Source organism: Flagellimonas sp. (assembly GCF_965222555.1).
In the GTDB taxonomy this organism is placed as follows: Bacteria; Bacteroidota; Bacteroidia; order Flavobacteriales; family Flavobacteriaceae; genus Flagellimonas.
The window spans coordinates 1,274,977-1,299,868 of sequence record NZ_CBDCUG010000005.1 but is presented as its reverse complement, the minus strand read 5'-3'; the positions used below and the strand labels follow the sequence as shown (position 1 = coordinate 1,299,868).

The following is a 24,892-nucleotide window of genomic DNA, read 5'->3' as shown; positions in this document are numbered from 1 at the left end:
GCTGTTGTTTGTAAAACTAATTCTTATTAATAACTGGTATGAAGAGGTATGAAATCAATTTTGAGAATGCAATCCCATTTTATTGCCTTCGGAATCTAAAAACAGTGCAAAAAAACCGCTTTCATCGGCATGTGGAGTCTTTGGGACAAGAATTTCCCCACCATTGGGTATAACTTTGTCCAAAATTTGTTGGAGGTCGTTGCCGCCATCTAGGTAGATAGTAATTCCTACGGCCGAAGGCTCATGCCCTTCCCCTTTCATGATCACCCCGGTCACCATCTGGTCTTCAAAAGGGAGCAGGCCCATTTCCATTCCGGGGAATTCCATTTTCTCTATGTTGATGTTTAGAATGGCCTGGTAAAAATCAATGGCACGTGTAATGTCCGTTGCCGGAATTTCAAAAATAGAGACATAACTTTTCATAAGCGTTGTTTTTTGGGTTTCTGAATTGGGTTTAGGTTTGTTTTGGCAGGCGGTTTGGCCCAAGATGAACATAGCTGTGGATAGTCCAAATAGAATTCTTTTCATGTTTTTTGGTTAAAACGAGGTATAAAAGTATAGTGCCCTTAGGCCGTGAAATTGTAAAAATGCGACAGCTGGGGTCTATTTGTATAAAGCGGAAGAGAGCTCCATGTTTTCATGCCCTAAAAATTCCTTTGGGCTAATACCTGTAAACTCCTTAAAGTCTTTGATAAAATGTGCCTGATCGTAGTACTCGCTTTTGTAGGCAATCGTGGTAAGGTTGTCGCCTTCTTCGCTCAACAACATTTTTAGGGCACTCTGCAATCGGATGACCTTACTCAACTGCTTGGGGCTAATACCTATTTGTTTCGAGAATTTTCGCTCCAATTGTCGTCTTTTGGAGAGGTCATCTTTCAGAATATTGCTTATCGATGTATTTCCTTTGGTGGCCAACAACACCTGTACCGTAGATTTTACAATGGAATCCACAGTAGCCGCTTGGCTGAGTCTGTTGAGAAGGAATTTTTCAGCGATTGTAATGCGTGCTTGCGTATCTTTTGCCCGGACCATTTCAAGTTCCAGTTTTTTGGCAACATCTTTCCCAAATAGCTTTTCAATAGGTGTTTCTTTGTTCGCCAAGGTTTTAATGGGCTCTTCCATAAAATTGGCAAAGCCAAACGGATAAAAACTGATGGAAAAGGAGTTGACATACCCTGTGGGCTCAACGAAAAAAGGCTCCAAGATCTGTCCCAGTACAAATGCCCGGGGCTGTAGGATAAAATTATTGTCGGTGGTATAGCGTTTGATGTCATCCCCGAAGATAAATACCATTTCAATCTTCCCATCTGGGATAATGCGTTGTTTTTGGGGATTATCAGACGAGGGCACTTCCAGTGACCAATAACAACTGATCAGTGAAGCTAAATCTGGATGTGGTTGGTAGGTTTGGTAGTCCATGGTCTTGCTTATCTAATTTTTCACCATTCTAACATGCGGAATACCATCTTCCAAATATTCTTCGCCTTGGACAACAAAGCCCAATCCGTTGTAGAATTTTAATAGATAGGTTTGGGCGGAAAGCTCTATGGTGTTTTTTGGAAACCTTTTGCCTAGTTCATCAATGGAAGCTTGCATAATTATCTTACCATAACCATATTTTCGTTCCTCTTTGGCAACCACCACCCTTCCAATACTTGGGTTCTTAAAATAATCGCCAGGTCCAAACATACGGGTGTAGGCCACTACATTTTCATTTTTAATGCCCATAACGTGCAATGCTTTTTCGTCCTTGCCATCTACGTCTTGGTACACACAATCTTGTTCCACCACAAAAACTTCGCTTCGCAACTGCAAAATTTGGTACAACTCTTTGGTCGAAAGTTCCTCAAAACTCTTTGTTGTAATCTCCATCAATCCTGAACTATTACGCTTTTGGAATCACATTTGTCAAACTCCGGTTGAATGTTAACATGGTTGATTCCGTGTTTATGGTACACATGTTCTTCAATATCTACCAGAATCTTATCAAATTCGGACAGTTTAATGTCCTCCTTAAAGTCAATATGGGCTTCCATGTGGATTTCCTCTTCGTTCAATTGCCAAATATGCACATGATGTACATTTTTAATAGGCTCCAAGGCACAAATGGACTCCACAATCTTTTTTACTTCAATGGATTTTGGAGTGAAGAGCATCAATACCTTGGTGGATTCCTTCAACAAATCGTAACCCATATAAATCAGATATATTCCAATTGCCATGGTCAGCACTGCATCAACCCAATACACTTGGAAAAATTTCATCAACAGACCACCTATTAAAACCGCTACGGAGGCCATCATGTCCGTTAATAAATGAAGGTAGGCGGATTTCATGTTCATATTGTCCTCGGAATCCTTTTTCAACAAAAGCACACTAAAACCATTTGCCAAAATACCCACCAGCGCCAGCCAAATAACCAAGTTGGAAGCAATTTCTTGAGGTTCGTAAAGTCTTTCAACCGCCTCGATCATTAAAATGATGGCAACAACAACCAAAGTCGCCGCATTGATAAAAGCAGCCAAAATCTCCGCCCTTTTATAACCAAATGTTTTTAGGGTAGAGGCTTTCTTTCTTCCCAACAAAGTGGCCACATAACTAACAATCAAGGAAAGTACATCACTGAAATTATGTAGCGCATCCGACAACAGGGCAAGACTACCAGAAATTAAACCGCCTATTACCTGAGAAACGGTAATAACAATGTTTAGGACAATGGATATGAGGAGATTTCTCCCTTTTAGATCATTATGTGAGTGCGAATGGCCATGATGATGATGGTGTCCCATATACTACATAGCTTATCTACAGGAAATTTTTTCAACCCTTCTTTCATGACGTCCTCCTTCAAATTCAGTATCCAAGAAGGTCTCTACCATTTCCAAGGCCTGCTGCAAAGCAATAAAACGGGCAGGAAGACTTAAAACGTTTGCATCATTGTGCTCTCTGGCCAAGGCCGTGATTTCCTTGTTCCAACACAATGCACTTCTCACTTTCTGATGTTTGTTCGTGGTCATATTAGCGCCATTTCCACTTCCGCAAATTACAATTCCCACATCTACGTTACCTTCTTCAACATCCTTAGCCACGGGATGGGCAAAATCTGGATAATCTACACTGTCGGCGCCATCTGTACCATGATTTATAACCTCTATTCCCTTGGATTTCAATAATCCAATTATGGCTAATTTATAGTCGGTTCCGGCGTGGTCATTTCCTATTGCAATTTTCATAATATTTGTTTAGGTATAGCGTTATACAAAGGTACAATTCTTTTCATGCAACAGTGTTGATAATAATCAGCAAAAAATTGCAGTTATTTAGTTTTCAGTTATTTACAAATTATTCATAATTGTTGATCTTTTGCTGAAAAAAACAGGAAACTAAATTTTGACTTTCTAAAAAACAATCTTAATACATATTATTTCATTACAGCCACACAATATTCAATTAAAATTTAATCAACAGTTAAGAAACAAAAAGTGTCCGCAATTAACATTAAATCCATAATTAGTTTTCAATAAAATCCTGTTGAAAATACTTATCAAAAATGGTTTATAAATTATCTAATGCATTGATACTTAATTCCATTTTTAATTTAAAAAATGTGAACAAAAATATCTTTCTGTTCAAGGCAAGTTTTTCTCCATAAAATTATACCACATATCAACATCCTATCATAATCATCATTTTTATAAATTTTAAAAAAAGAAAAAAAGAAGAATATTAATTATTGTTGATAAAACAACTTCTTTTTAATGATTACTGTTCAATGGAGTCCTTGTCACGGATTATAATTTGTAATTTTCAAAAAATTAAAATATAAATGTCAAAAAAGAAGAAGAGAGCTAGTAGTCAGCGGAAGAATGAGATTACAAAAGGCATTTTTACAGTACTGGAAAAAGAACCATCAAAGAGTTTTAACTATAAACAAATAGCTGCCAAGCTTGGTATTACTGCCACCAAGGATCGTAATGATCTAATAAAACGGTTGGGACAGCTTAAGGCAAGTGACAGAATTGTTGAAGCAGATAGAGGTAAATACCAAAAGAAACCTTCATTATATACTTATTTTACCGGAAAAGTGGATTTGACCACAAGCGGAAATGCTTACATAGTGGTTGATGATATGGACGATGATATTTTTGTCCCATACAATCGTTTGAACAAAGCTTTTCATGGGGATACGGTTGAGGTTTTTTTAAAACCCAGGCGTAAGGGCAAGAAACCAGAAGGTGAAATATCTAAGGTTTTGGAACGAAAAAAGAACTCGTACGTTGGTATTGTGGACAAGCAAAAGACCTTTGCTTTTATAAGAACGTCAGATCCAAAAATGTATACAGATATTTTTGTTCCGTTGGAAAAGCTCAAAAAAGCAAAAAATGGTGACAAGGTATTGGTGAATTTGGGAGATTGGCCTGCAGACGCTGATTCACCTTATGGAGAGGTCACTCAAATTCTAGGAAAACCTGGGGAACATGATACGGAGATACATTCCATTTTGGCGGAGTATGGTCTTCCTCATGAATTTCCATATGAAGTGGAACAGTTTGCGCAGACGTTGGATACTTCCATAAAGGAATCCGAAATAGCCAAGAGAAGGGATATGCGGGAGGTTTTGACCTTTACCATAGATCCAAAGGATGCCAAGGATTTTGATGATGCCCTATCCTTTCAAAAATTGGAAAATGGCAATTATGAAATAGGTGTTCATATAGCGGATGTGTCGCATTATGTGCAACCCGATACTATTTTGGAAGATGAGGCTTATGAAAGGGCCACTTCGGTTTATTTGGTAGATCGGGTAGTGCCTATGTTACCAGAGATTCTGTCCAATAATGCCTGTTCACTTAGACCGAATGAGGAAAAATATACCTTCTCCGCTATTTTTGAGATGGATGAAAAAGCAAATCTCATCAATCAATGGTTTGGACGGACGGTGATCAATTCCAATGAACGTTTTGCCTATGAAGAAGCGCAACATATCATTGAGACAGGAGAAGCAACAATTCCAGAGGAAATCTCAATTAGAGGAGGTAGTTATACGGTTTCTGATGAAGTGGTAGAAGCTACATTGACTTTTGATAAGCTGGCCAAAATTATGCGAAACCACCGCATGGATGATGGCGCTATATCTTTTGATAAAATTGAGGTACGTTTCCACCTTAATGAAAGAAACGAGCCGGAAGGTGTTTATTTTAAGGAGGCCAAAGATGCCAACAAGCTTATTGAAGAGTTTATGCTCTTGGCTAACAAAAAAGTAGCTGAATTTATAGGCAAGCAAAAAAAGACCTTTGTTTATAGAATCCATGATGAGCCAGATGAAGAGAAACTAATGGCCTTGAACGGGGTTATTTCGCGGTTTGGACACAGTATAAACCTTAGGGACAAAAAAGGGCTTAATAAGTCTTTAAATAAATTATTGCAAGATGTTAAGGGCAAGAAAGAACAGAATCTTGTAGATACCTTGACCATCCGGAGTATGAGTAAGGCCATCTATACCACAGAGAACATTGGACACTATGGATTGGGCTTTGAATATTATTCACATTTTACTTCGCCTATCCGTAGGTACCCAGATGTGATGGTACACCGCCTCTTACAACATTATCTGGATGGAGGAAAACAGCCCAAAGCACCTATTTATGAAGAAAAATGCAAACATTCCTCAGATATGGAACTATTGGCGGCCAACGCGGAAAGGGACTCGGTAAAGTACATGCAGATCAAGTTTATGGAAGACCATAAGGACCAAAAGTTTTTGGGAGTGATCTCTGGTGTTACCGAATGGGGCATTTATGTGGAAATTATTGAGAACAAATGTGAGGGAATGGTTCGCATACGTGATATTAAAGACGATTATTATGTATTTGATGATCGCCAGTTTGCTATTATTGGTGAGCGAAGAAAGCGTATGTATCAATTAGGTGATGAGGTATATGTGATGGTGAAGGATACGGACTTGGTAAAAAGACATTTGGATTTTTCATTGCTCGGTAAAAAAGAGAGTGTTACTTTGGAATAAAATTTGTTATCTATTGAGAATCAATTTTTAACTTATGAAAACTGTAAAGCTTTTGTTGTTGTTCCTTGCCTTTCAGGTGGCAAGTGCGCAAGATGAAAAAATTACACATGAACTTGGAAAGTTCACGGAAGTAAAAGGTTTTGATGGGCTATCCATAAATTTAATAAAATCGGATATAGATAAGGCCGTAATTACTGGAGCCAATACCAAAAAAGTTGCTATTGTAAATAACAACGGTGTGTTGAAACTGCGGATGGAGATTGATAAAATTTTCAGCGGATATAGGACATTTATAGATTTGTACCATTCGGAAGAACTGAAAGTTTTGGACGTAAATGAGGATGCAAGAATAGCTTCGGAAGAGTCCTTTGTACAAGAGGTGTTGGAACTAAAGGCACAGGAGGGCGGAGAACTGAAAGTGAATTGCCAAACAGAACAACTTTTGGTGAAAGCTGTTACCGGTGGAGAAATTGAAACGGAGGGATTCTCAGATAACCAGGATATTATTATCAATACGGGAGGTTATTATAATGGGAAAAGCTTTAAAACAAAATTTACCACGATTACGGTCAACGCAGGTGGAAATGCGGAGATATATGCAACCAATTATGTAAAGGCAAATGTAAAAGCTGGCGGCGAAGTATTGGTGTATGGTGATCCACAGAAGATGGATGAAAAAAAGGTGTTTGGGGGTAAAATAAAAAGAATGGAATAAAAATATGTTGGAGGATATTCAGGCAGCGGCACCTTTGGGTTTTCTATTGAGTTTTATGATAGGACCCGTTTTCTTTGTTCTGTTGGAAACCAGTGCAACTAAAGGCTTTCGGGCAGGGCTTAGCTTTAATATGGGTGTGATTATTGCGGATATTGTTTTTTTGGTCATTGCATACTTCAGTAGTTTTCAATTGTTGGAAAACTTAAGCAACCAACCTGGACTTTTTGTTTTTGGAGGAATGATTTTATTGGTTTATGGAATTGTAATTTTTGCAAAAAAACCTTCTAAAAAAGCAAATTTAAAAGCATCCAAAGGCACTTATTTTGGTTTGATGGTGAAGGGTTTTTTATTGAATTTTATCAATATTGGGGTGCTTGCTTTTTGGCTGGGGCTTATTGTTATTGTGGGGCCTAGTTTGGACAATAACCCAAATAGGATATTTCTTTTCTTCAGTTCGGTGATTATAGTCTATTTTGTAACTGACCTTGTTAAAATACTATTGGCGAAGCAGTTAAAAAGATATTTGACCCAAGAACGCATAGTGATGATTAAAAAAGGACTTGGGATAGTATTGATTGTTTGTGGAATTGTACTTATCACCAAAGGTTTCTTACCTAAGGAAAAATTCAACATTAAGGACGGGATAGAACGTATCAGTGAATAAAAAAACCCGACAAATTTGTCGGGTTTTAGAGGCATCGAGCGGATTCGAACCGCTGTACAAGCTTTTGCAGAGCTGTGCCTAGCCACTCGGCCACGATGCCAGAGTTGGCAAAGCTAAAAATATTTTACGAAAGATAAAGGCCGGAAGGACTTTAAATGTAAGGGTATTTTCAGGGAAACAATTTTAGAGGCATCGGGTGGACTCGAACCACCATAAAAACCTTTGCGAGGTTTTGTCTATCCAATTCGACCACAATGCCTTATCATAGCACAAAATTAATGAAAGTTTAATGGTTTAGTCGTTTGAAAAACAGCTATTTATCGAGAATTTTGGATTTTTACCGAAACGCTTTCCACATCACCGCCAATGGGTGGATTTATCTTTGCAACCTCAACCTGGGCTTTGTCTACCATGGGCAAGTCTAAGAAAACACGGTCAATAATTCTTTTGGCTACGTGCTCCAATAAATTGGAACGAATGGCCATTTCTTCCCGTACAATTTTGTTCAAATGAACATAATCCACGGTTTCGCTGAGCTTATCAGATTCGGCGGGCTTGGAGAGATTGGCATATACTTGAAGATCTACACGATAATCACTGCCAATAAGCATTTCCTCCTTAAGGCACCCATGATTGGAATGTACCCTTATGTTTTTGATATTAATTTTTCCCACTACAGTTAATTGAGCGGGACAAAAATAGCTCAAAGGAAATTAATACATGCACCTACAGTTGCTTATACCTTGGAAGAGATCCATACCTACAGTTAATACATGGGTTCCTGTACTGTACCCCAAAATTTCGTTTGTGATTACTTGGTAAGAATACCCGAAATAAAAATTGTTTTTCTTTAGACCGGCAATAGGTGCTATATACAAAGGCTGTCCTAGCTGATCATTTAAAAAACGATAGGTAACACCAACATAATAATAATCCTCAAAATCGTGAAAGCGGAATTTGGCATTTAAATCCGTTACGGAACGACCATCACTTTCAAACCACTGGAAAAAAACAGATGGTTCTACCTCCAGTTTACTGTTTTTATTTTTTGAGATACTGTAACCTGCATAGGCATAGTAGTTTCGTAGGGTGTTAGGTTCAAAAACAGGATTGAACTGATCTAAGTTCTTGGGCAAAATATTTGAAGCGTTCAAGCTGAGAAAAAACTTGTTGTATCTGTATAAAACTCCTAGGTCAAAATTATGATTGGTGGTTGCTTTATCATCAGTGGGGAGCTGACCGTTAAAATCCGTAAAATTCTCTACATCAATTCTAAACTGATTAAAATTGTAGGATATACCAAAGGACAGGAAAATGTCATCATACCGGTTCAAGGTAAGATGATGGGCAAAGGAAACCCTAGCTCCTCTTTGTTTGGTCTCACCATTGCTGTCGTTGTACATGAGCATTCCCAACCCTGATCTATTTCCAATTCGAGCATCCGCCGCTAAGGTTTGGGTATCCGGAGCATCTTCAATACCAACCCATTGCGTAAGCCCATTGAGACGCACCTTTATATGATCACCAATTCCTGCATAGGTGGGAGACATTAGAAAAGGATTGTCCGCAATATATTGGGAAAGCTGCGGTATGGTCAACTCTTGCGCCCTAGCTCCAAGGGCCGTAAGCAGCATAAAAATTAAGAAACAACTTTTTTTCAACATGGTTCAATAGGTTAAGTGTCATTATCGATATAGGGTAAAATGTCCTACCATTTCCCGGTCATCATTTTCACCTTGGAGTTTAATGATGTACCAGTAGTCTCCTGTAGGAAGCTCTTTGTTGTTGTAGATTCCATCCCAACCACTATCACCATATCCCATGCGATAGAGCTCTCTACCATAACGATCAAAAATGATCATTAGTGCATTCGGGAAGGCTTCAAGATTGTCAGGTAACCATCGATCATTACGGCCATCTCCGTCCGGTGTAAAGAAGGGAGGAATGTCAATATCAATGAACTCCATAAATATTTCGGCCATTACCTCACATCCGTTTTGATCTACCACTCTCACCACATAAGTATCCGTTCTGTTAATGATGTAGGTGTTATCGGTACCGTTATTGGTATCTCCAAAGAAAATGGTGTAATCTTCCAGACCGCCGGTAACGTGGGCAGTAATTTCATTAATATTGCTGTTCTCCAATACAAGGGTCAATGGTTCAAACCCGATTATATTGAAATCAACAGTGTTTATACATCCGTTGGAATGTGCAATGGTGAGATAATGATCACCAGGAGCAATATTGGTGAAATCAGCATTCAATTGCATATCAAGAGGATCGGTTGAATCAATAGCGTAAAGCACGTCACTGATTACAGAGGTATCTTCAAACACAATTTCCAATCGGTTGGTTGGTAGATTACTGTCACATTCATAGATTGGTGTAACAGTAGCTTCTAGATTAACCCCAGGGTTGATTTCTACAAAAACATTAGTTTCACACCCTTGAGCATCCCTTACAAATACTACATGCGTTCCAGCTGCAAGATTTTGGAACAGTACCTGATCTAATACATAATCTGCATCCGCATTTGAGTTTAGGGCTGTTGAATATGGAGCAGTACCACCGGTAATGTCCAATTCAAAAGAACCATCCGCACTATTGAAGCAGACCTCATGCATCACATTTATGGCTTGCGCCTGCAGCACGGTTGGTTGTTCAATTTCAAACTGGAACGTTTCAAAACAACCATTTCTATCCTGTGCGATTACATCATAAATACCAGGGGCTAGACCCGTAAATACATTTACAGTATCAAACTGGTTAAGGTTTGGCGTAATGGCGTATAGAATCTCGCCGGTACCACCAGAAACCTCAACAGTTATGGTTCCGTCTTCAATACCTGCACAGGTAATATCGGTAGACTCTTGTCTGTCAATTTGTAATGGAGCAGGATCAATAATAGGTATAAGGGCGCTGGTTACTTGGCAATCCATGCTGGTCACATTTACATAGTAATCACCAGCAGTTAAACCACTAAACTCTCCATTGGTTTGAGGTCCTGCCACAGAAGTGGTCAAACCAGGATCCGAGAACAATTCATAAGAATAGTTTCCTAATCCTCCAACGGCGGTTGCGCGTATTGTGGCTGAGGCTTCGCCAGTACAGTTGATGATTGCCGCACTGTCATCTATTATTACATCCAAAGGAACAATAGGATCTACTGTTACCTGATTGGATATCATAGCTTCACAACCAAAAGCATCCCTTACATAGTATTGGTATGGTCCGGCTGGAACGGTAAACGTATGAGTGTTTCCTCCTGCCATTAAAGTGTAAGCCACTCCATCAACACTGTACTCATAAGGACCTGTTCCGCCCACAGCAGAAAGCTCTATCTGGGCTTGAGTTGTACAGGTAAGCTGTGTTAACTGGATTAGGTTAGCCTGGACCTCTACAGGTTCTGAAATGGTCACCTGTGTTGTTTCTACGTCACAACCCCAACCATCAGAAACGGTAATGCTGTAAATACCAGCTCCTTGATTATCGAAATCAGGACTTGTTTGAGCTCCTGAAGTAAATGCAATAGTGGTTCCAGTAGGATCATATACATTTAATTGGTATTGATAAACACCTTGTCCGTTCAGCACATTGATGGCTGAAATAGTGGCATTTGTATCACCGTAACACACAAGCGTTGTTGGTGTTGCAGAAATATCAGCTGTAATTGGAGTTGGTTGAACAAGCACAATGGGTTCATTGATGGTACAACCAGCATCATCTGTGATTTCAACATCAAATATTCCTGCTGAAAGACCGGTGAACACATAGCTTACCACATTGTTTATATTGTATACTTGAGCGGTAGTGGTGTTTGTCAACTGAATATCATAAGGTGCAAATCCACCGGTTGGCGAAACTTCAATTTCTCCTAGGTTATTGGTACAGCTAACATTGGCTACTTCAACGGGCGTGGCTGTTAAAGCCATGTCCGGAGATGCTATGGTCACTGTATTGGAATCTTCAACACATAATGGGTTTCCGGTTTGGGTAACACGCACATAGTAGTTTCCTCCTGAAAGTCCACCAATTGGACGTGGATTTACACTAGTATCGGTATTCACCAAAGCACCTACAGGGTTGTTGGAACTGTCAAAAACCTGATAATCATACGTTCCTGTATAACCGGTAACATTGATCTCCAATGCCCCATTTGTATCACCAAAACAGATAGCTGGTGCCGTAGGAGTTGCTACCACATCTATAATATCGTATGGAGCAATATCATATGGAGTTGTATCCACATAACACCCTGTTGTATTATCCGTGATTCTAAATGTATAGCTTCCAGGAGCTGTCAACTCAAAAGTTGTGGTAACATTGGTTGGAGTGCTTGTTAAGGTTCCAAGTGCATTACCAACTGGAAGCAATTCGTAAGTATAGCTGTTTGCTGGATTTCCATCATCGGCTACCGTTATCAGTACCTCTTCTGGGTTGGCACAGCTTATCGCAGTGTTTTGTGTTACAGCTGCTGTGAACACATTTATAGGTTGAATTGGGGCAACCACCGCTGTCTGAGGACAAGAATTGCCATCGGTAACATAAACCGTAATGTTTTGTACCACTCCCGTGTCAACAATATCAAAAGTGTTTGATGTCTGGAAATTGACGTTGTCAATACTGTATAAATAAGGCGCTGTACCGTTTGTGGCAGTTACCGTGATTGTAGAGGTATTAACCGTATTGTTTGCATTACAAGCAAAAGGCGTAGCTGTGGCAGAAACATTTAGCAAAGTTGGCTCCGTAACAGCTTCATCATAGAAATCGTCACAAGACCTTCCTGAGATTACCCTAACACGATAGTCGCCTTGAGGCAAGTTATCAAAGATAGGACTTGTCTGTGCAACTCTGTAAGGCACTAACAGATTGGACATCTGATAAAGTTCGTAGTTGTACACTGGGTTTACCGCTGTAGCAGCATCCAATTCTACGGTAAGACTTCCATCTGAACCTCCGTTACAACTCACAGGGTCCATGACCACGTTATTGATTACAGGATCAACCTTATCGTTTAAATCTTGGGTTACTACTATGGTACATGGCGTAACGGTATCTCCGTCGGTTACGGTAAAGGTATATGTTCCAGGTTGTGTCAATCCTGTGAAAACACCGGTTGTATTGTTGGCTGTTGTTATTGCATCCGGGAACAATACATCATAGGTAAGGTTGGCAGAACCGCCTACTACAGTAATGGTTATTTGGCCACCTGGGTCAGGTGTACAGTCAATAGGCTTCACCACGGTTGGTGTAGCAACCATCTCATCCAACAATACCGCGGTTCCAATAGTTGTTGTACAAGACCATTGATCAGCGATTAATACCTGATATGATCCAGCACCCAATCCTGAGAAAACTGGACTTGTTTGTGGAGAACCAATGTTACTACCTCCTCGGATTAATTGATAGGTATAGTTGCTACCTTGACCTCCAGCTGTTCCCACCACTTCAATTTCACCTTGAAGGGCAGTACAGTTTTCCTGGTTGATTTGTAAAGTAGCTGTTATAGCTGTTGGGTCTACCAAGTTTTCATTTGGCAGCTGGAATGTACATCCATTGTGATCTGCAATCCAAACCTGATAATCGGTTCCTGGACCGGCTCCGCCAGCAAGACCTGTAAACAACGGGGAAGCTTGGTAACTGCCTGGGAATGTTGGCGCTGGGTTTGAAGCCAAGTCGACAAAATAGGTATAACCGCCCCATCCACCGGCAGGGTTAATTATTTCAATACTTCCGTCATTGAGAGCACAGGTGACATCGGTTACTTGGGTATTTGCAGATATTCCAACACTTGGTCCAGCAATATTGAATGACTGTGTATAAGTACAGGCAGAACCGGGAGGGTTGGTATCCAACACTTCAATATAATAGGTTCCCGCGGCAAGGCCGGTAATGGTAAAATTACCATCAGCATCTACACCTGCAGAAGTAACATCATCTGCCAAGTTGGTTGGTGTGTTGTTTACATCGTAGTAAAGGGTATAACTTGTAGCACTTGGATAAGTAACGCTGGCCGCATCATGCAAATCCAGCACTACTTGACCATTGGTGTCTCCAAAACAAGTGATGTTTGTTGTACTCACTACATCCAGTTCCAATACTTGTGGGTCTACCACAATATGGGAAGTGGCAATAACGCATCCAGTCACTGTATTCCTTGCCTCAAAATTATGAGTGCCCATGGCCAAGCCTGTAAAACTTCCAGATGCTTGGAAAGCACCAGCTGGCAATAATCTGAATTCGTAATTGGCCGGAGTGGTTGTTGAATTGGTCAACAAACCTGTTGCAGTAATGGTGATATCTTCGCCAGTGACACAAGTTGCCGCTACATCAATTGCGATACTCGTGGACTGTAATTCATCAAAAGGGTTAATTGTGGCAGTTGTTGTGCCTACACAACCATTGTCATCGTAAACATTAATGGTGTACACGCCTCCAGCAATATCGGTTTCAATGAAAGTTAGGTTGTTTCCTGACTGAACGACCACTGGGGCCTCAACCGGAACTGTATTTGGATCATCCTCTTCAATGAACTCGTATGTTACATACGTTCCAGAGCCTCCAGTAATTCCTGGTTGAACGGTTATTGAAGCATTGTTCGTGTTGTTTCCGGAAGTACATCCAAACTCAACAACGCTTGTATTAACATTGGCCAACACATCAGGTTGTGTAATTGTCTGTGTTTGCGTTGATGTACATCCGTTAGCTGCAGTAACCTCAATGGTATACGTGATACCTGCTGCAGTTCCTTCCAATCCGGTAAACGATGCTGTTGTTGCATTGTTCGAAGTAGGTGCTATTGGGAATGTGGCTGTACTACCAGGCCCTGAAATAATTTCAAAGGTATATGGCCCTGTACCATTATCGGTTGCGCTTACATCAATGGTACCATCATCATCACCATTACAGGTAACATCGGTAAAGGAAGACACACTGAATGAAGGCATGATTGCAGCCGGAACCGCAATATTGAAAATCCTGGAGCAAGTTGGTCCAGTTGTGTTGTTATCATATACAGTAATCGTATAGTTTTCCACGGTGGTTGTGCTGAACACAAATGAATTGCTAGGCAGTACCGTTCTTGCCACTACGGTTCCTGAACCATCGGTTATTTCATAATCGTAACTACCCGCAAACCCAAGGTTATCACCTGAACCTGAAAGGATTTCGATGGTAATTTCCGCATCTGGGCTCACAGAACAATCCAATAATTTTGTCAATGTGGCGGTTGCCTGAAGTACAGGATGCACGGTAACATTGCTGGTAGCTGTACAGCCATTGCTGTCCAAAATAGAAACATTGTACGTTCCAGCGGTAATGTTATTGAAAACACCTCCGTTGTCCTCATAAGTAGTTCCGCCATCCAAAGAATAGAATATTTGGGCCGCAGCACTTGTAGCGGTAATAGTTACGGTAGAAGGGTCACTACAATTATCCACCGCAATTGCATCAATTGTCGGATTAGGTGTCAATGTCAATGCTACTGCACCTAAGTTTGTGGAACAACTGTATTGGTCCTCCATAGTCACATTGTAATTTCCGGCAGGTGAGTTTGCCGGAATTTCAATAGGATTATCAGAGGTTGATGTAATGGTCACGAATGGAGCGGGTCCGGTAACAGTATAGGTATAGGTTCCACCTCCACCAAATGGACTCTGTACCTGGATTAGTCCAGGTGTATCACAACTGATATTTTGTAACACTACTGGAGTTCCTGTTAAAGGATCTAATTCTTCTAATAGCTCATTTTCTGTTGCTCCAACACAACTATCGGTAACGCCATCACTCTCTACAACTTCAAGGAAATAGTTTCCAGGAGCAAGCCCTGAGACAGTAACATTTTGTGGGGATGTATACAGAATGTTTCCACCACTGTTTGCTACAGAAACCGCAGATCCCGTGGACATGTCAAAGAGCTCCCAGCGAATATGGGAACCAAAAGGAGCTTGATTATCGGTAACCGTATATGTGATGCTTCCATTGTTTGCGCCATCACAGGAAGGCGTTATAGAGGAGGTAATCTCTAAAGGAACTGTAATTATATCGTTTACGTTTACATTACTTTGTCTTACACACCCTGCATTATCCCTTACATAGAAAGTATAGGTCCTACCAGGAACCAAACCAACAAAAGTATGTGTAATACCCAAGGCAAGTGGAGCTGTCCATGTCGCCGTAGCTGGGTTGAAGTTAGCTGGGTCATCTGTATATGAATATTCGTATGGGGCAGTACCGTTTTGACCTCGTACAGTTACTTGCAGCTCATTACAGTTAACAATAATAGGTAAAATGGTAATATCCAAATCGTCCAATGGATATGGAATAATGAAAGGAGGAAAGTCTGTTTGACAAACCGTATTTCCAAGCCCGTCAACAGTTCTCATGGAAGGATTCACAATATTCCCTGAATTGTATCCGGTAAAACGATCTGTTGTTCCTGGAACAGAATTGTCACCAATCCAAGTAGCACCTCCATCGGCACTAAATTCGATAGTTCCTAGAGTTGTTGGATATGAAACAAACTCAAAACCAAAGTCATTGGGATCCCCGGTACAGGTTGCTGGGGTAACACCTTGAATTGTAGCGGTAAGCTCATCTGGATTTGCAATGTTAACAGGTGTATCCGTTACTGTACATCCTGTAGCATCAGTAACATTGATAGTATAATCACCAGGCATTAGATTGTAATATGTTCTGCTTGTAACAAGAACATTGGTATCGGTTTGGTCACTGGCGCCGCCATTGTCCAAATCTATAATTTGGATAGTGTATGGGCTTATTCCCGAAGTAATATCTACTTGAATAGACCCTGTTCCATCATGACATAATGGATCTGTTGGGGTGCTTGTAATTGTCAGCGGGGTTGATGGGTTTACCGTAACGGTTTCCATAAATTCACAGAATGGTACTGTTGCGGAATTGTCCCTTACATATACATCATAATCACCGTCATTTCCGGCAGTGACCGTAAATGTGTTGGTTGTTGAAAACAAGCCAGTTGGACTTGTGGTTGTAGGAACAAAAGCATATTCCAAATTTGGAACCCCTCCGGAAGCTGTAACGCTTATGCTACCATCAGCACAGGTGCTGATATCAACAACGTTAACCGTGGCCACAATAGCATCCGTAATTGTCATGTTTTGAAGCGTTCCCACACAACCAAAACCATCCCTTACATTTATGGTATAGTTTCCAGCCGTAAGTCCTGTAAAAGTATGTGTTGTTGCTGTAGCAGGGCTTGGCGTTATCCAAGGACCTCCGTTCAGACTAAATTGATAATCATTGTTTCCAGCGGTAACATCTACTTGAATGGTTCCATCATTACTTCCGCTATAGCATGCTGTTGGTGTAGATGTAAATGTCAATGGGGTTGGTGCAACTACTGTTAAAGCCGCGTCTATTGGATCTTCACAAAGATTGGCATCTCTAACCCTAACAATATAATCTCCTGCGGCCAATCCTGGGAAAATGGCATTGTTTCCATTGGTGGCATAATCAAAACCAGCAATGATTCCACCGACTCCATCTTCCAATTGATATTCGTAAGCGGGTGTGCCATCTACTGCGGAAGCAGTAATAGTGGCTCCACCGTTGGTACAGGTCATTACTGAAGTAATGGATGCCGAGGCAACCAAAGCATTTGGTTCTGATAAAGTTTGATTAAGTGTAACAGAACAGGTATTGTCCAATACATCTCGAACTTCAATAGTGTAGTTTCCAGCTGATAATCCTGGAAGGGTTATTGGACTGGATGTTTGCGGAGCGGAAAAACCACCTCCGTTTACTTGATATTCAAAACCATTTACAGCATCAAAGTTATCCACTTCAAAAGTGATGAACCCATCTGTTCCGGCATTACATGAAATGTTGGAGAAAGCAGTGATTGATGAACCGAATGCATTTCCAGATGTTATGGTTACCGTAGTTTGGGTAACACAATCGCTTCCGTAGTTTACATCAACAGTGTGAGTTCCAACGGCAACGTTATTGAACACGTTCCCGGCTTGGGCAGCACCTCCGTTTAGACTATAGGTATAGCTTGGGTCATTTGGAAGTACAGTGATGTTTCCTGTACCATCACAATTGTATGCAACCGAAGTGCTCAATGTTGGTTCTGTAGGAAGGGGGGCAATAATTACATTTGGTAAAGTGATGAGACATCCTATTTCATTGGCATCACGCACCTGTATTGAATATGTACCATCGGTAAGGTCAATAAATGTTGTTCCACCTGTTGTTGACGGTGTCCAAGGACCTCCATTGATACTGTATTGATAGTCACCGGAACCTCCTGAGGTTGGTGTAACACTTCCAACAGTGATTTGACCCAATTGAAGACAGGTGTAATTCTGTGTTTGCTGGGCTTCTGCAGCGAGTTGATTTGGTTGCGTTACTATTACAGTTTCGGTAGCCTCGCAGTTATTGGCATCCTGGATTCTTATATTGTATGTTCCGGCCGGAAGATTTACAAAATTTCCGGATACTTGATAATTTGTTCCATTGTCAATGCTGAACTGATAAGGCGCTTCACCACCGGTAGCACTTAGGGTGATGGTTCCATCTGAACCTCCAAAACAACTTACAGGTGTAAATCCGGAGGTTATTGATATAGGTGCATCTTGAACAATAGTTAAATCATAGCTTGCTTCGCAATAGCCTGCATTGCCACTGTTATCTCTTACATAAACATCGTAATCGCCAGCCCCGGTTATATTAACAGGGTTTGTGGTTGCAAAATCTCCGGGTGTAGGAGCAATGCCATCGGCAACAATTGCGTATACGTAGTTTCCATCTCCTCCTGCAGCGGCATTGGTATTTGTAGTACACGCCGTAATATTTGGAGCTGATGCAATGACACTTAATTCTGGGTTTATGGTAATGGATGCAGAATCCGTACAGCTGTTTCCATCCCTTACATCAATGGTATAGGTTCCTGATGTTAAACCAGAAAACACATTGCCTGTTCCAAAGGCTCCTCCATTTAGACTGTACTCAAAATTACCATCGCCGCCAGAGGTTACATTTGCTGTAAGGGTCAGACCTACGGCGTCGTCATAACAAGTGTCGTTTGGTACAATGGCCAATACGGGTGCAATAGCAGGGTTTAAAGTAAATGTGGTTGTGACAACACATCCGTTAGCATCCGTAACGGATGCATTATAAGTTCCGGTCTGTGTCAATCCTGTAAAAGCTCCTGTACTATTTGTTCCAAATACGGTTGTATCTGGATTGGTCAACGTGAATGAATTTCCGCCCCACCCTCCAGTAGAGGTAAGCGTAACACTACCATCAGAAACACAGGTTGGCTGTATTTCAGAAGCACTTAGTGTCAAGGCAGCAGCTGGGGCATTTACAGTTACATCTGTTGTGGCCGTACAGTTAGTTAGGTTGTCCGTAACAACAATGGTATATGTTCCATCATCCAACCCGGTCAAAGAAATTGTGCCATTAGTTTGGTTGTTTCCGTTGAAATTTGCCGGTCCTGTCACCGTATAATTGTAATCGGTATTAAAGTCGGCTACGGTGAAATCTACTTCACCATCCATATCATTAAAACAGGTTATATTACTTACCAACTGTCCCGTTACGTTAATTTGGGAAACAGGATTTATGGTGAAAGATTCTTCATAAACACAACCTTTGTTGTCGGTCACCCTGTAGGTGTAAGTTCCTGGTGCAAGGCCGTCAAAATCTGCCGAACTTCCAGAGGTAGAGGTGGCAGCAATTGGAGCCGGAGCTATAATTTCAAATACAAAAGGGGTGTTCCCGTCTACCACAGTTGCGGTAACATCGGAAGTCAATGCTGGACAGTTGGGAGTGGTAGCTGAAAAAGTTAAATCCGATGGTGGATTTAACGGATCAAGGGTTATTGCATTGGTAACAAAAGTACAGTTGTTGGCATCTCTTATTGTGATGTTGTACGTTCCGTTAGTAAGGTTGGAAAAGCGCTCTGCACCAACCCCGTTAAAAAAGTTTACCCCATCAATGCTGTATTCATATGGAGCTGTTCCTCCTGCAACGTTTTGAGCTTCAATGATACCATTTTGTAAACAGGTGTAATCCTGAATCAATACCGCATCACCGGCAATTCCCGAACTAGGAGCGGAAATGGAATGGTATTCGAAGTAATCACAGGCGGAACTCCCTTTTCTTTGGTTAATGACTACCACATAATCCCCTGTACCCAATCCAGGAAAGTTTCCTGAGGTATTGGTCGCTAAAGCATTATTTATGTCAAAGTTATCCTCGTCAAAACCAGTTGCATCAAACAAATAGTAAGTGAGCTGGTAGCCATTGCTGCTGATAAGGTTAAAGGTTATGGACCCTGTAGAATCACCAAAACATGCTACGTCTACAACACTTGTAGCGTTATAGTCAGCGGCAGGTTCAAAATTGATGGTAACTGTATTGGAAATCGCATGACAGTTGTTTCTATCTACGACTACAAAAGTGTAATCTCCCGGGTCGAGGATGTCAAAAATAACACTAGTCTGGTATGCGCTGGCAGGTATATCGTTTACCGTCGGATAAGAGGTTACAGTTGTACCACCATCATCAACAAAGGACCAAATGGCGTATGTGTGTGGGGTTTGCCCTCCTGTAGATTCCATCTGGATATTCCCTTCCTTACATGTTATATGCTGTGAAACCCTTGCGTTAAGGTCGAGATCTGTTAGGTCATTAATAGTGACCTGCTCAGAATAGACACAACCATCGTCGGTAGAAACATCGACATCATAAACACCATCATTCAAATTTTGGAAGGTATAGTTGTTATCCGTTGAAGGTCCAAAGGTGTCCACTACAGTTCCACCCTGTGATATTTCATAGTAATATTGCGGTTCTACATTTAGAACGGATATTGCTATTTCACCCAATCCATTACAGTCAGTGTCTTGAGGAACAACATCTACTTGAAAATCACGTGTCAGGATTCCAATATTATCCAACACAAAAACACAACCATCAGTTACACCTTGTTGTCTCATTTCTACGGTATATGCACCGTTTGTTGTGATATCAAAGCTTGGGCTTGAATTGTATCCGACCAAAACATTTCCGGTTCCTTGGTCAATCAATCTATACTCATAATCCAAGGGCATATTGGTAACTGTAATGTTACCATCTGAATTACAGATAATATCCCTGGTGGTGTATTGGGGGTCTAAAGGATTCTTGAAAATGTTGAAATAGAAACGACTAAAACAACCATTTTGATAGTTGATAACCAATCTATATTGACCTGCATCTGAAGCTAAGAAATCACTGCCAGTGTCAACAGTGTTCCATGTACAGGAATTATCGGTGTTTGCACAATCTGCTGTAGCTGCGGTGCAGCTGGTTTCATCCAATTGCTCCCAAACAATGCTATCAGCATCTGGAATATTAATTTGAACTAGTTCCGTATCATTTAAACCGCATAAAAATATTTGTGGAAGCTCACTACCATCGTTTGGACAGGTTACAATTTCACCTTCAACGGTATTGGAAACATCATTGATCAATGCCGTAATGGGGTTGGATTGTGTAGCCCCAAAAAGTACTACGGTTATGATTTCTTGAAACCCTTTACATGGATCTGCAACTTCTTTATCTACAATGTAGGTTCCAGTACTACTTACTAGCAATGTGCTAGGGTCGCCGTCTGGGTCACCATCGTTTATTGTGGTATCTCCTGCGTCAATAACACCATTCCCGTTGTTGTCCTCGTACCAAGTATATGCATCAAAATTATCCCCGGCATCCAATACAACACTGGTGCCACAAAGCTGAACAGTGCGTGAAAAATCACAGTTTTCAAGGTCATCCAACAAAAAGTTTGTGGCACCAGGGGTAGTAAAACCACAATTGTCAAAATCTGAAACACTGGGGTCATCGGATATTTGATTGTTGTTAATGACACCTTGGTAGGTGGAATAGGCTAAATTTTCTATTTGGTCGGTACAGGCGTCTATAAAATCAAAGCAGTTTTCGGCTACCTGAACACGCATACGTATTTCAGCTATTGGGTCTCCAACTTCAACAAGGTTGTCCGGTATACTAAATGTAATTTCACGAGTTGCAGAGTCATAAGTATATGTGACACCAGTTGGAAGTGTAATACTGGTTTCGTCCAAAGCGGTGTTAATTGGGAGTACATCCCTAATACTGTAATTGGCGGCATCATCATTGCCGGTGTTTACAAATGATAGGACATAGTCTAGGTATTGGCCAAGGTTAACCCCTGCTCCGGTAATATCGTTACCGGCAATATCCTCAACTCGTTTTTCCAAGACGATTTCTGGTTCAATAATTTCTACATTGAACGAGTTGAAAAAGGGATAATATTGATCCCCATTAGAAGTAAACCTGAATGTAGCGTCAGTCTCATCGTTTGGAATAACTGAATTGACGGGGTTACTCAATAAAAATATGTCGGTATCGTAACCCAATGTATTTACACTGTTTGGAGTCCTATTGGTTGTGACGACCCCATTTAGTGTAATGTTACTGTTAAAAAAGTTGTTGGATGGATTGGTTGTGTTGCTAATGGCAGTAAAGGAGCCATTACTTGCCGCCCTTATGCTCATACCATCGCCGGTAATTCTATTGTCTCCCTCTAATGCAGCTACACCAATGTTGGCGTTTACAGGACCTACGGGAATTGTGTTGAATCCGCTATAGTTTATATTTACGGCTGGATTTGCACTATTTACTCTGGCAAACCCATCAAAGGTAGTGATCAGCTTACCGGTCATCGTGGGGTTTTCATACACTATAATCAGTGTCCAACCCGCTGCTGCACCACCGCCTGGAGATAAAGAGCCGGTAACAGATCTTACATTGGCAACTGTATAATCCCCTTCAGGATTGGCAAGGGCGGTCACTTGGGAAGTTACATCCGCATAACAGGCGTACGGACTATTTTGGCGCATCGCAGTTTCGGTACTGGTAAATCCATCATAAAGGATTTCATCGGCAGAAACGGTAACATATGTACCCCCTGGGACCCTAAACCTAACTTCATCAAAATCGTTTTGTCTGTTGGTTCCAACCGCTTGTCCTGCTTGTTCACTTGGATAAGTTCCCGACCAATATAATCCAGCGTATCTTATTAAATTACAGTTGGCCTGTGTGTAGGTGAACGTAGCTGTACTTGAACTAAATGTGGTTCCATCACTGTCCACATCAATATATTGCATATCCAACCAGTCGTTATAGGTCGATGAACTTCCCGTTGCGTCGTAAGCGTCTTCTGGTTCAGTGGAACTGGTACCACCATCCCTATTCACGATGTTGTTTCCAATAAAGGTTAAATCTCCCTTAATATTGTTTTGATAACGTATATCAAAGTTGTTGTATTCTTGGGAGTGACCAATAATAGAAAAAAGGCCCAACACAAGGGTTACAGCAATTTTCAATGGTAGGTTTTTCATTTAGCTGATATGTTTTGGTTTCACTCGCATGATCCACATTTTGTCATCATACGCAGCGTTTAGTTTGGTATAGTATGAGGTGAGCGCGTTGGTCCAGGTTTCATGTTTTTTCAGGTACACGTACCTGTAATTATTTTCTGGATTTATAAAGTAGCTCGCGTTTAATCCTTTGGCGTTCAGCTCTTTTACAAAGCGCCTTGCGTTTGAGGGCTTTTCAAAGACATTGGCAATAATGTAAAATCCTGAACCTAAGCCGTTAATTTTGTAGGTGGTATAAGAAACTTGGGAGGTATTGTTTTTTTGGTTCTTTACATTTTTATGTAGGGTGTTGTCACCATATTTGGATTTGGTGGCAGTATTGTTTGAAGCAAAATTGTTGTACGCATCTTCTGCCCCATGAACGTTCATTACCCAAGCATCGCCTTGGTAGGTTCCGTTAAGTTGGGTATGATAGGCTTCAACAGCTTCTTTTTTGTTGCTAAACCCTTTTAGGTATACGTAGTTGAGACCATTTTTTGGATTCTCAAAGTAATCGGCATCTATCCCTTGGGCTTGTAACTTGTCAATAAAGGCAGTTACATTATTCTGGTTTTTAAAGACGTTGGCGATTAGATAATGTCCACTTTCAACATTGGGAATATTGAATTGTCTGAAGCGTCCAATGGCTTTTCTGGAAGATCGTTTTGTTTTATCCCTTTTGATGGATGGATTCTCTGCAACCCTTGTTGTTTTGGAATCATCATTAAGGCGAATAACCTTTTTGGCCGCTGTGGTATTGGATAAGCCGTGGTTAGAGACTGGTTGGACGGGTCGTTTTGAAATGACATCAATACTATCCATATTGGCGAGGTAGACCTCTTTGGCTTTTTCTTCCAATTGCGGCATTTCACCTTTGGTTTCTCGTTTAACCATTTTCATTACGGTTTCAAACCGTCTTTCCAGGTCGCGTTGGCGAGTACTTTCAATGGAATCTTGGCGTAATAAAAGCTCATCCAGAATCGCATCATTCTCAGCTAGTTTATCTTTAAGCCTTTGTATTTCAAGGTCTTTTTCCGTAAGGCTGAGCGTTTCTTGAGGAATTGAATCGTTTTGGGCCAAATCTTCATAATCTTCTTCTAACATTACCCTATCCTCGGTCAGATTTGGAGTGAATGAGTATGCCAACGACACCTCATGGCTTACTCCAAAGTTTTCAAAGTTGCTCGATAGGCCTTTTTCAACAGTATAACCAATCGAAAGGCTTTTGTTAAGGTTGAACCCTAAGCCCGCGGAGGCACCATAAAAATCATCATATCCTGCCTGAATCCAGCCCAATTTTGGAAGGTCAAGAATAAGGTTTCCTCCTAAACTGACGTTTTCGACCCCTGTTTTTCGGACTCTGGCCAAAGGCATTAACCTACCATTTTCCAATAGTCCCGCAGCATTTTTAAACTGATGGGTATATTGTAGGTGTCCCGAGTATGTTTTTTCGCTAAAATCTGTTACTGATTCACTGGTTTTAAGGTTGTAATCGAACAAGTTTTCAGCATATCCGCCAATGTCAAAACTTCCAAATGAAATGTTGAATCCAGGTTGGAAAGTGATCAAGGAGCTACTTTCCAGGGTATTTAAAAATGGGTCTACGTCAACCGTGTTTGCGCGGTCTTGGTTAAATGCACTTTGGTAGTATGAAAAGTTAGCACCGAAAGTAAAATTGCTTTTTTCGCTTAACCGTATGCCATAAGCATAATTTGTATGCACCCCAAAGTTGTTGAACAAACCTTCTCTATTTGTAAAAAGACTTAGGCCCACACCACTTCTATCCCCAACCCTACCGCTATAACTTAAAAAATAGACCTGGTTGTTGTCATCAAAAGATACCGATTGGTTTCTATGAAATAAGTTAATATAGGATTTATCCTCCCGTACTGTGGAAAATGTTGGATTTATCAAAAACCTGTTGAATTTCAGCAGGTTTTGTGATGGAACATTATATGCCACAAACGGATCGTCTTCCTGGGCGCGTAAACCAGAAAAAGCCAATAGTAGGATGAGGGTTAATAAAAGTTGAGGTTTGTTTGGGTGCATGT

At 40.8% G+C, this 24,892-nt stretch carries 12 protein-coding genes and 2 tRNA genes; 3 read left to right on the top strand and 11 right to left on the bottom strand.

Going from position 1 to position 24,892, the window contains the following annotated elements; all coding sequences use genetic code 11:
- Positions 1 to 54 precede the first annotated feature (54 nt).
- From ACOQO1_RS14240 to rpiB, 5 genes are all read right to left on the bottom strand, one after another.
- A complete protein-coding gene (locus ACOQO1_RS14240) occupies positions 55 to 528 on the bottom strand; it encodes a VOC family protein (protein WP_420603547.1) in 474 nt (157 codons plus the stop codon).
- Between the two features lie 75 nt (positions 529 to 603).
- Positions 604 to 1,419, bottom strand: a complete 816-nt coding sequence (locus tag ACOQO1_RS14235; RefSeq protein WP_420603546.1) for an AraC family transcriptional regulator — start codon at positions 1,417 to 1,419, stop codon at positions 604 to 606.
- A 12-nt stretch (positions 1,420 to 1,431) separates the two neighbouring features.
- Positions 1,432 to 1,872 (bottom strand): GNAT family N-acetyltransferase, encoded by a 441-nt coding sequence (locus tag ACOQO1_RS14230; protein ID WP_420603545.1) that lies wholly within the window; start codon positions 1,870 to 1,872, stop codon positions 1,432 to 1,434.
- Positions 1,872 to 2,789: a cation diffusion facilitator family transporter gene (locus ACOQO1_RS14225; RefSeq protein ID WP_420603544.1), complete on the bottom strand. Its 918-nt coding sequence runs from the start codon at positions 2,787 to 2,789 to the stop codon at positions 1,872 to 1,874. The genes ACOQO1_RS14230 and ACOQO1_RS14225 overlap by 1 nt, the downstream gene beginning before the upstream one ends.
- Before the next feature lie 12 nt (positions 2,790 to 2,801).
- Positions 2,802 to 3,233 carry a ribose 5-phosphate isomerase B gene (gene rpiB, locus ACOQO1_RS14220; protein ID WP_420603543.1) on the bottom strand — a complete coding sequence of 144 codons (432 nt, stop codon included), beginning with the start codon at positions 3,231 to 3,233 and terminating at the stop codon, positions 2,802 to 2,804.
- A gap of 593 nt (positions 3,234 to 3,826) precedes the next feature.
- Here rpiB and rnr point away from each other — a divergent pair.
- The 3 genes from rnr to ACOQO1_RS14205 are packed head-to-tail and all read left to right on the top strand — an operon-like array spanning position 3,827 to position 7,404.
- The gene (gene rnr, locus ACOQO1_RS14215; protein ID WP_420603542.1) at positions 3,827 to 6,025 is read left to right on the top strand and encodes a ribonuclease R; all 2,199 of its coding nucleotides are present in this window, start codon (positions 3,827 to 3,829) and stop codon (positions 6,023 to 6,025) included.
- A 34-nt stretch (positions 6,026 to 6,059) separates the two neighbouring features.
- The gene (locus ACOQO1_RS14210) at positions 6,060 to 6,740 is read left to right on the top strand and encodes a head GIN domain-containing protein (RefSeq protein ID WP_420603541.1); all 681 of its coding nucleotides are present in this window, start codon (positions 6,060 to 6,062) and stop codon (positions 6,738 to 6,740) included.
- A gap of 4 nt (positions 6,741 to 6,744) precedes the next feature.
- On the top strand, positions 6,745 to 7,404 hold the full coding sequence (locus ACOQO1_RS14205; protein ID WP_420603540.1) for a LysE family translocator: 660 nt from the start codon (positions 6,745 to 6,747) through the stop codon (positions 7,402 to 7,404).
- Positions 7,405 to 7,433: 29 nt separating this feature from the next.
- Here ACOQO1_RS14205 and ACOQO1_RS14200 read toward each other — a convergent pair.
- The 6 genes from ACOQO1_RS14200 to ACOQO1_RS14175 form a co-directional block, all read right to left on the bottom strand.
- Positions 7,434 to 7,504 (bottom strand) — tRNA-Cys (locus tag ACOQO1_RS14200).
- Between the two features lie 87 nt (positions 7,505 to 7,591).
- Positions 7,592 to 7,663: transfer RNA gene (locus ACOQO1_RS14195), tRNA-Cys, on the bottom strand.
- Between the two features lie 58 nt (positions 7,664 to 7,721).
- Entirely contained in the window at positions 7,722 to 8,078 is a 357-nt protein-coding gene (folB, locus tag ACOQO1_RS14190) for a dihydroneopterin aldolase (RefSeq protein ID WP_420603539.1), read from the bottom strand.
- Positions 8,079 to 8,117: 39 nt separating this feature from the next.
- Complete coding sequence (locus ACOQO1_RS14185; RefSeq protein ID WP_420603538.1) at positions 8,118 to 9,068, bottom strand: type IX secretion system membrane protein PorP/SprF; 951 nt, start codon at positions 9,066 to 9,068, stop codon at positions 8,118 to 8,120.
- A 21-nt stretch (positions 9,069 to 9,089) separates the two neighbouring features.
- Complete coding sequence (locus ACOQO1_RS14180) at positions 9,090 to 22,823, bottom strand: T9SS type B sorting domain-containing protein (RefSeq protein WP_420603537.1); 13,734 nt, start codon at positions 22,821 to 22,823, stop codon at positions 9,090 to 9,092.
- A complete protein-coding gene (locus ACOQO1_RS14175; RefSeq protein ID WP_420603536.1) occupies positions 22,824 to 24,890 on the bottom strand; it encodes a PorP/SprF family type IX secretion system membrane protein in 2,067 nt (688 codons plus the stop codon). It abuts the gene before it with no gap.
- Between the last annotated feature and the right edge of the window lie 2 nt (positions 24,891 to 24,892).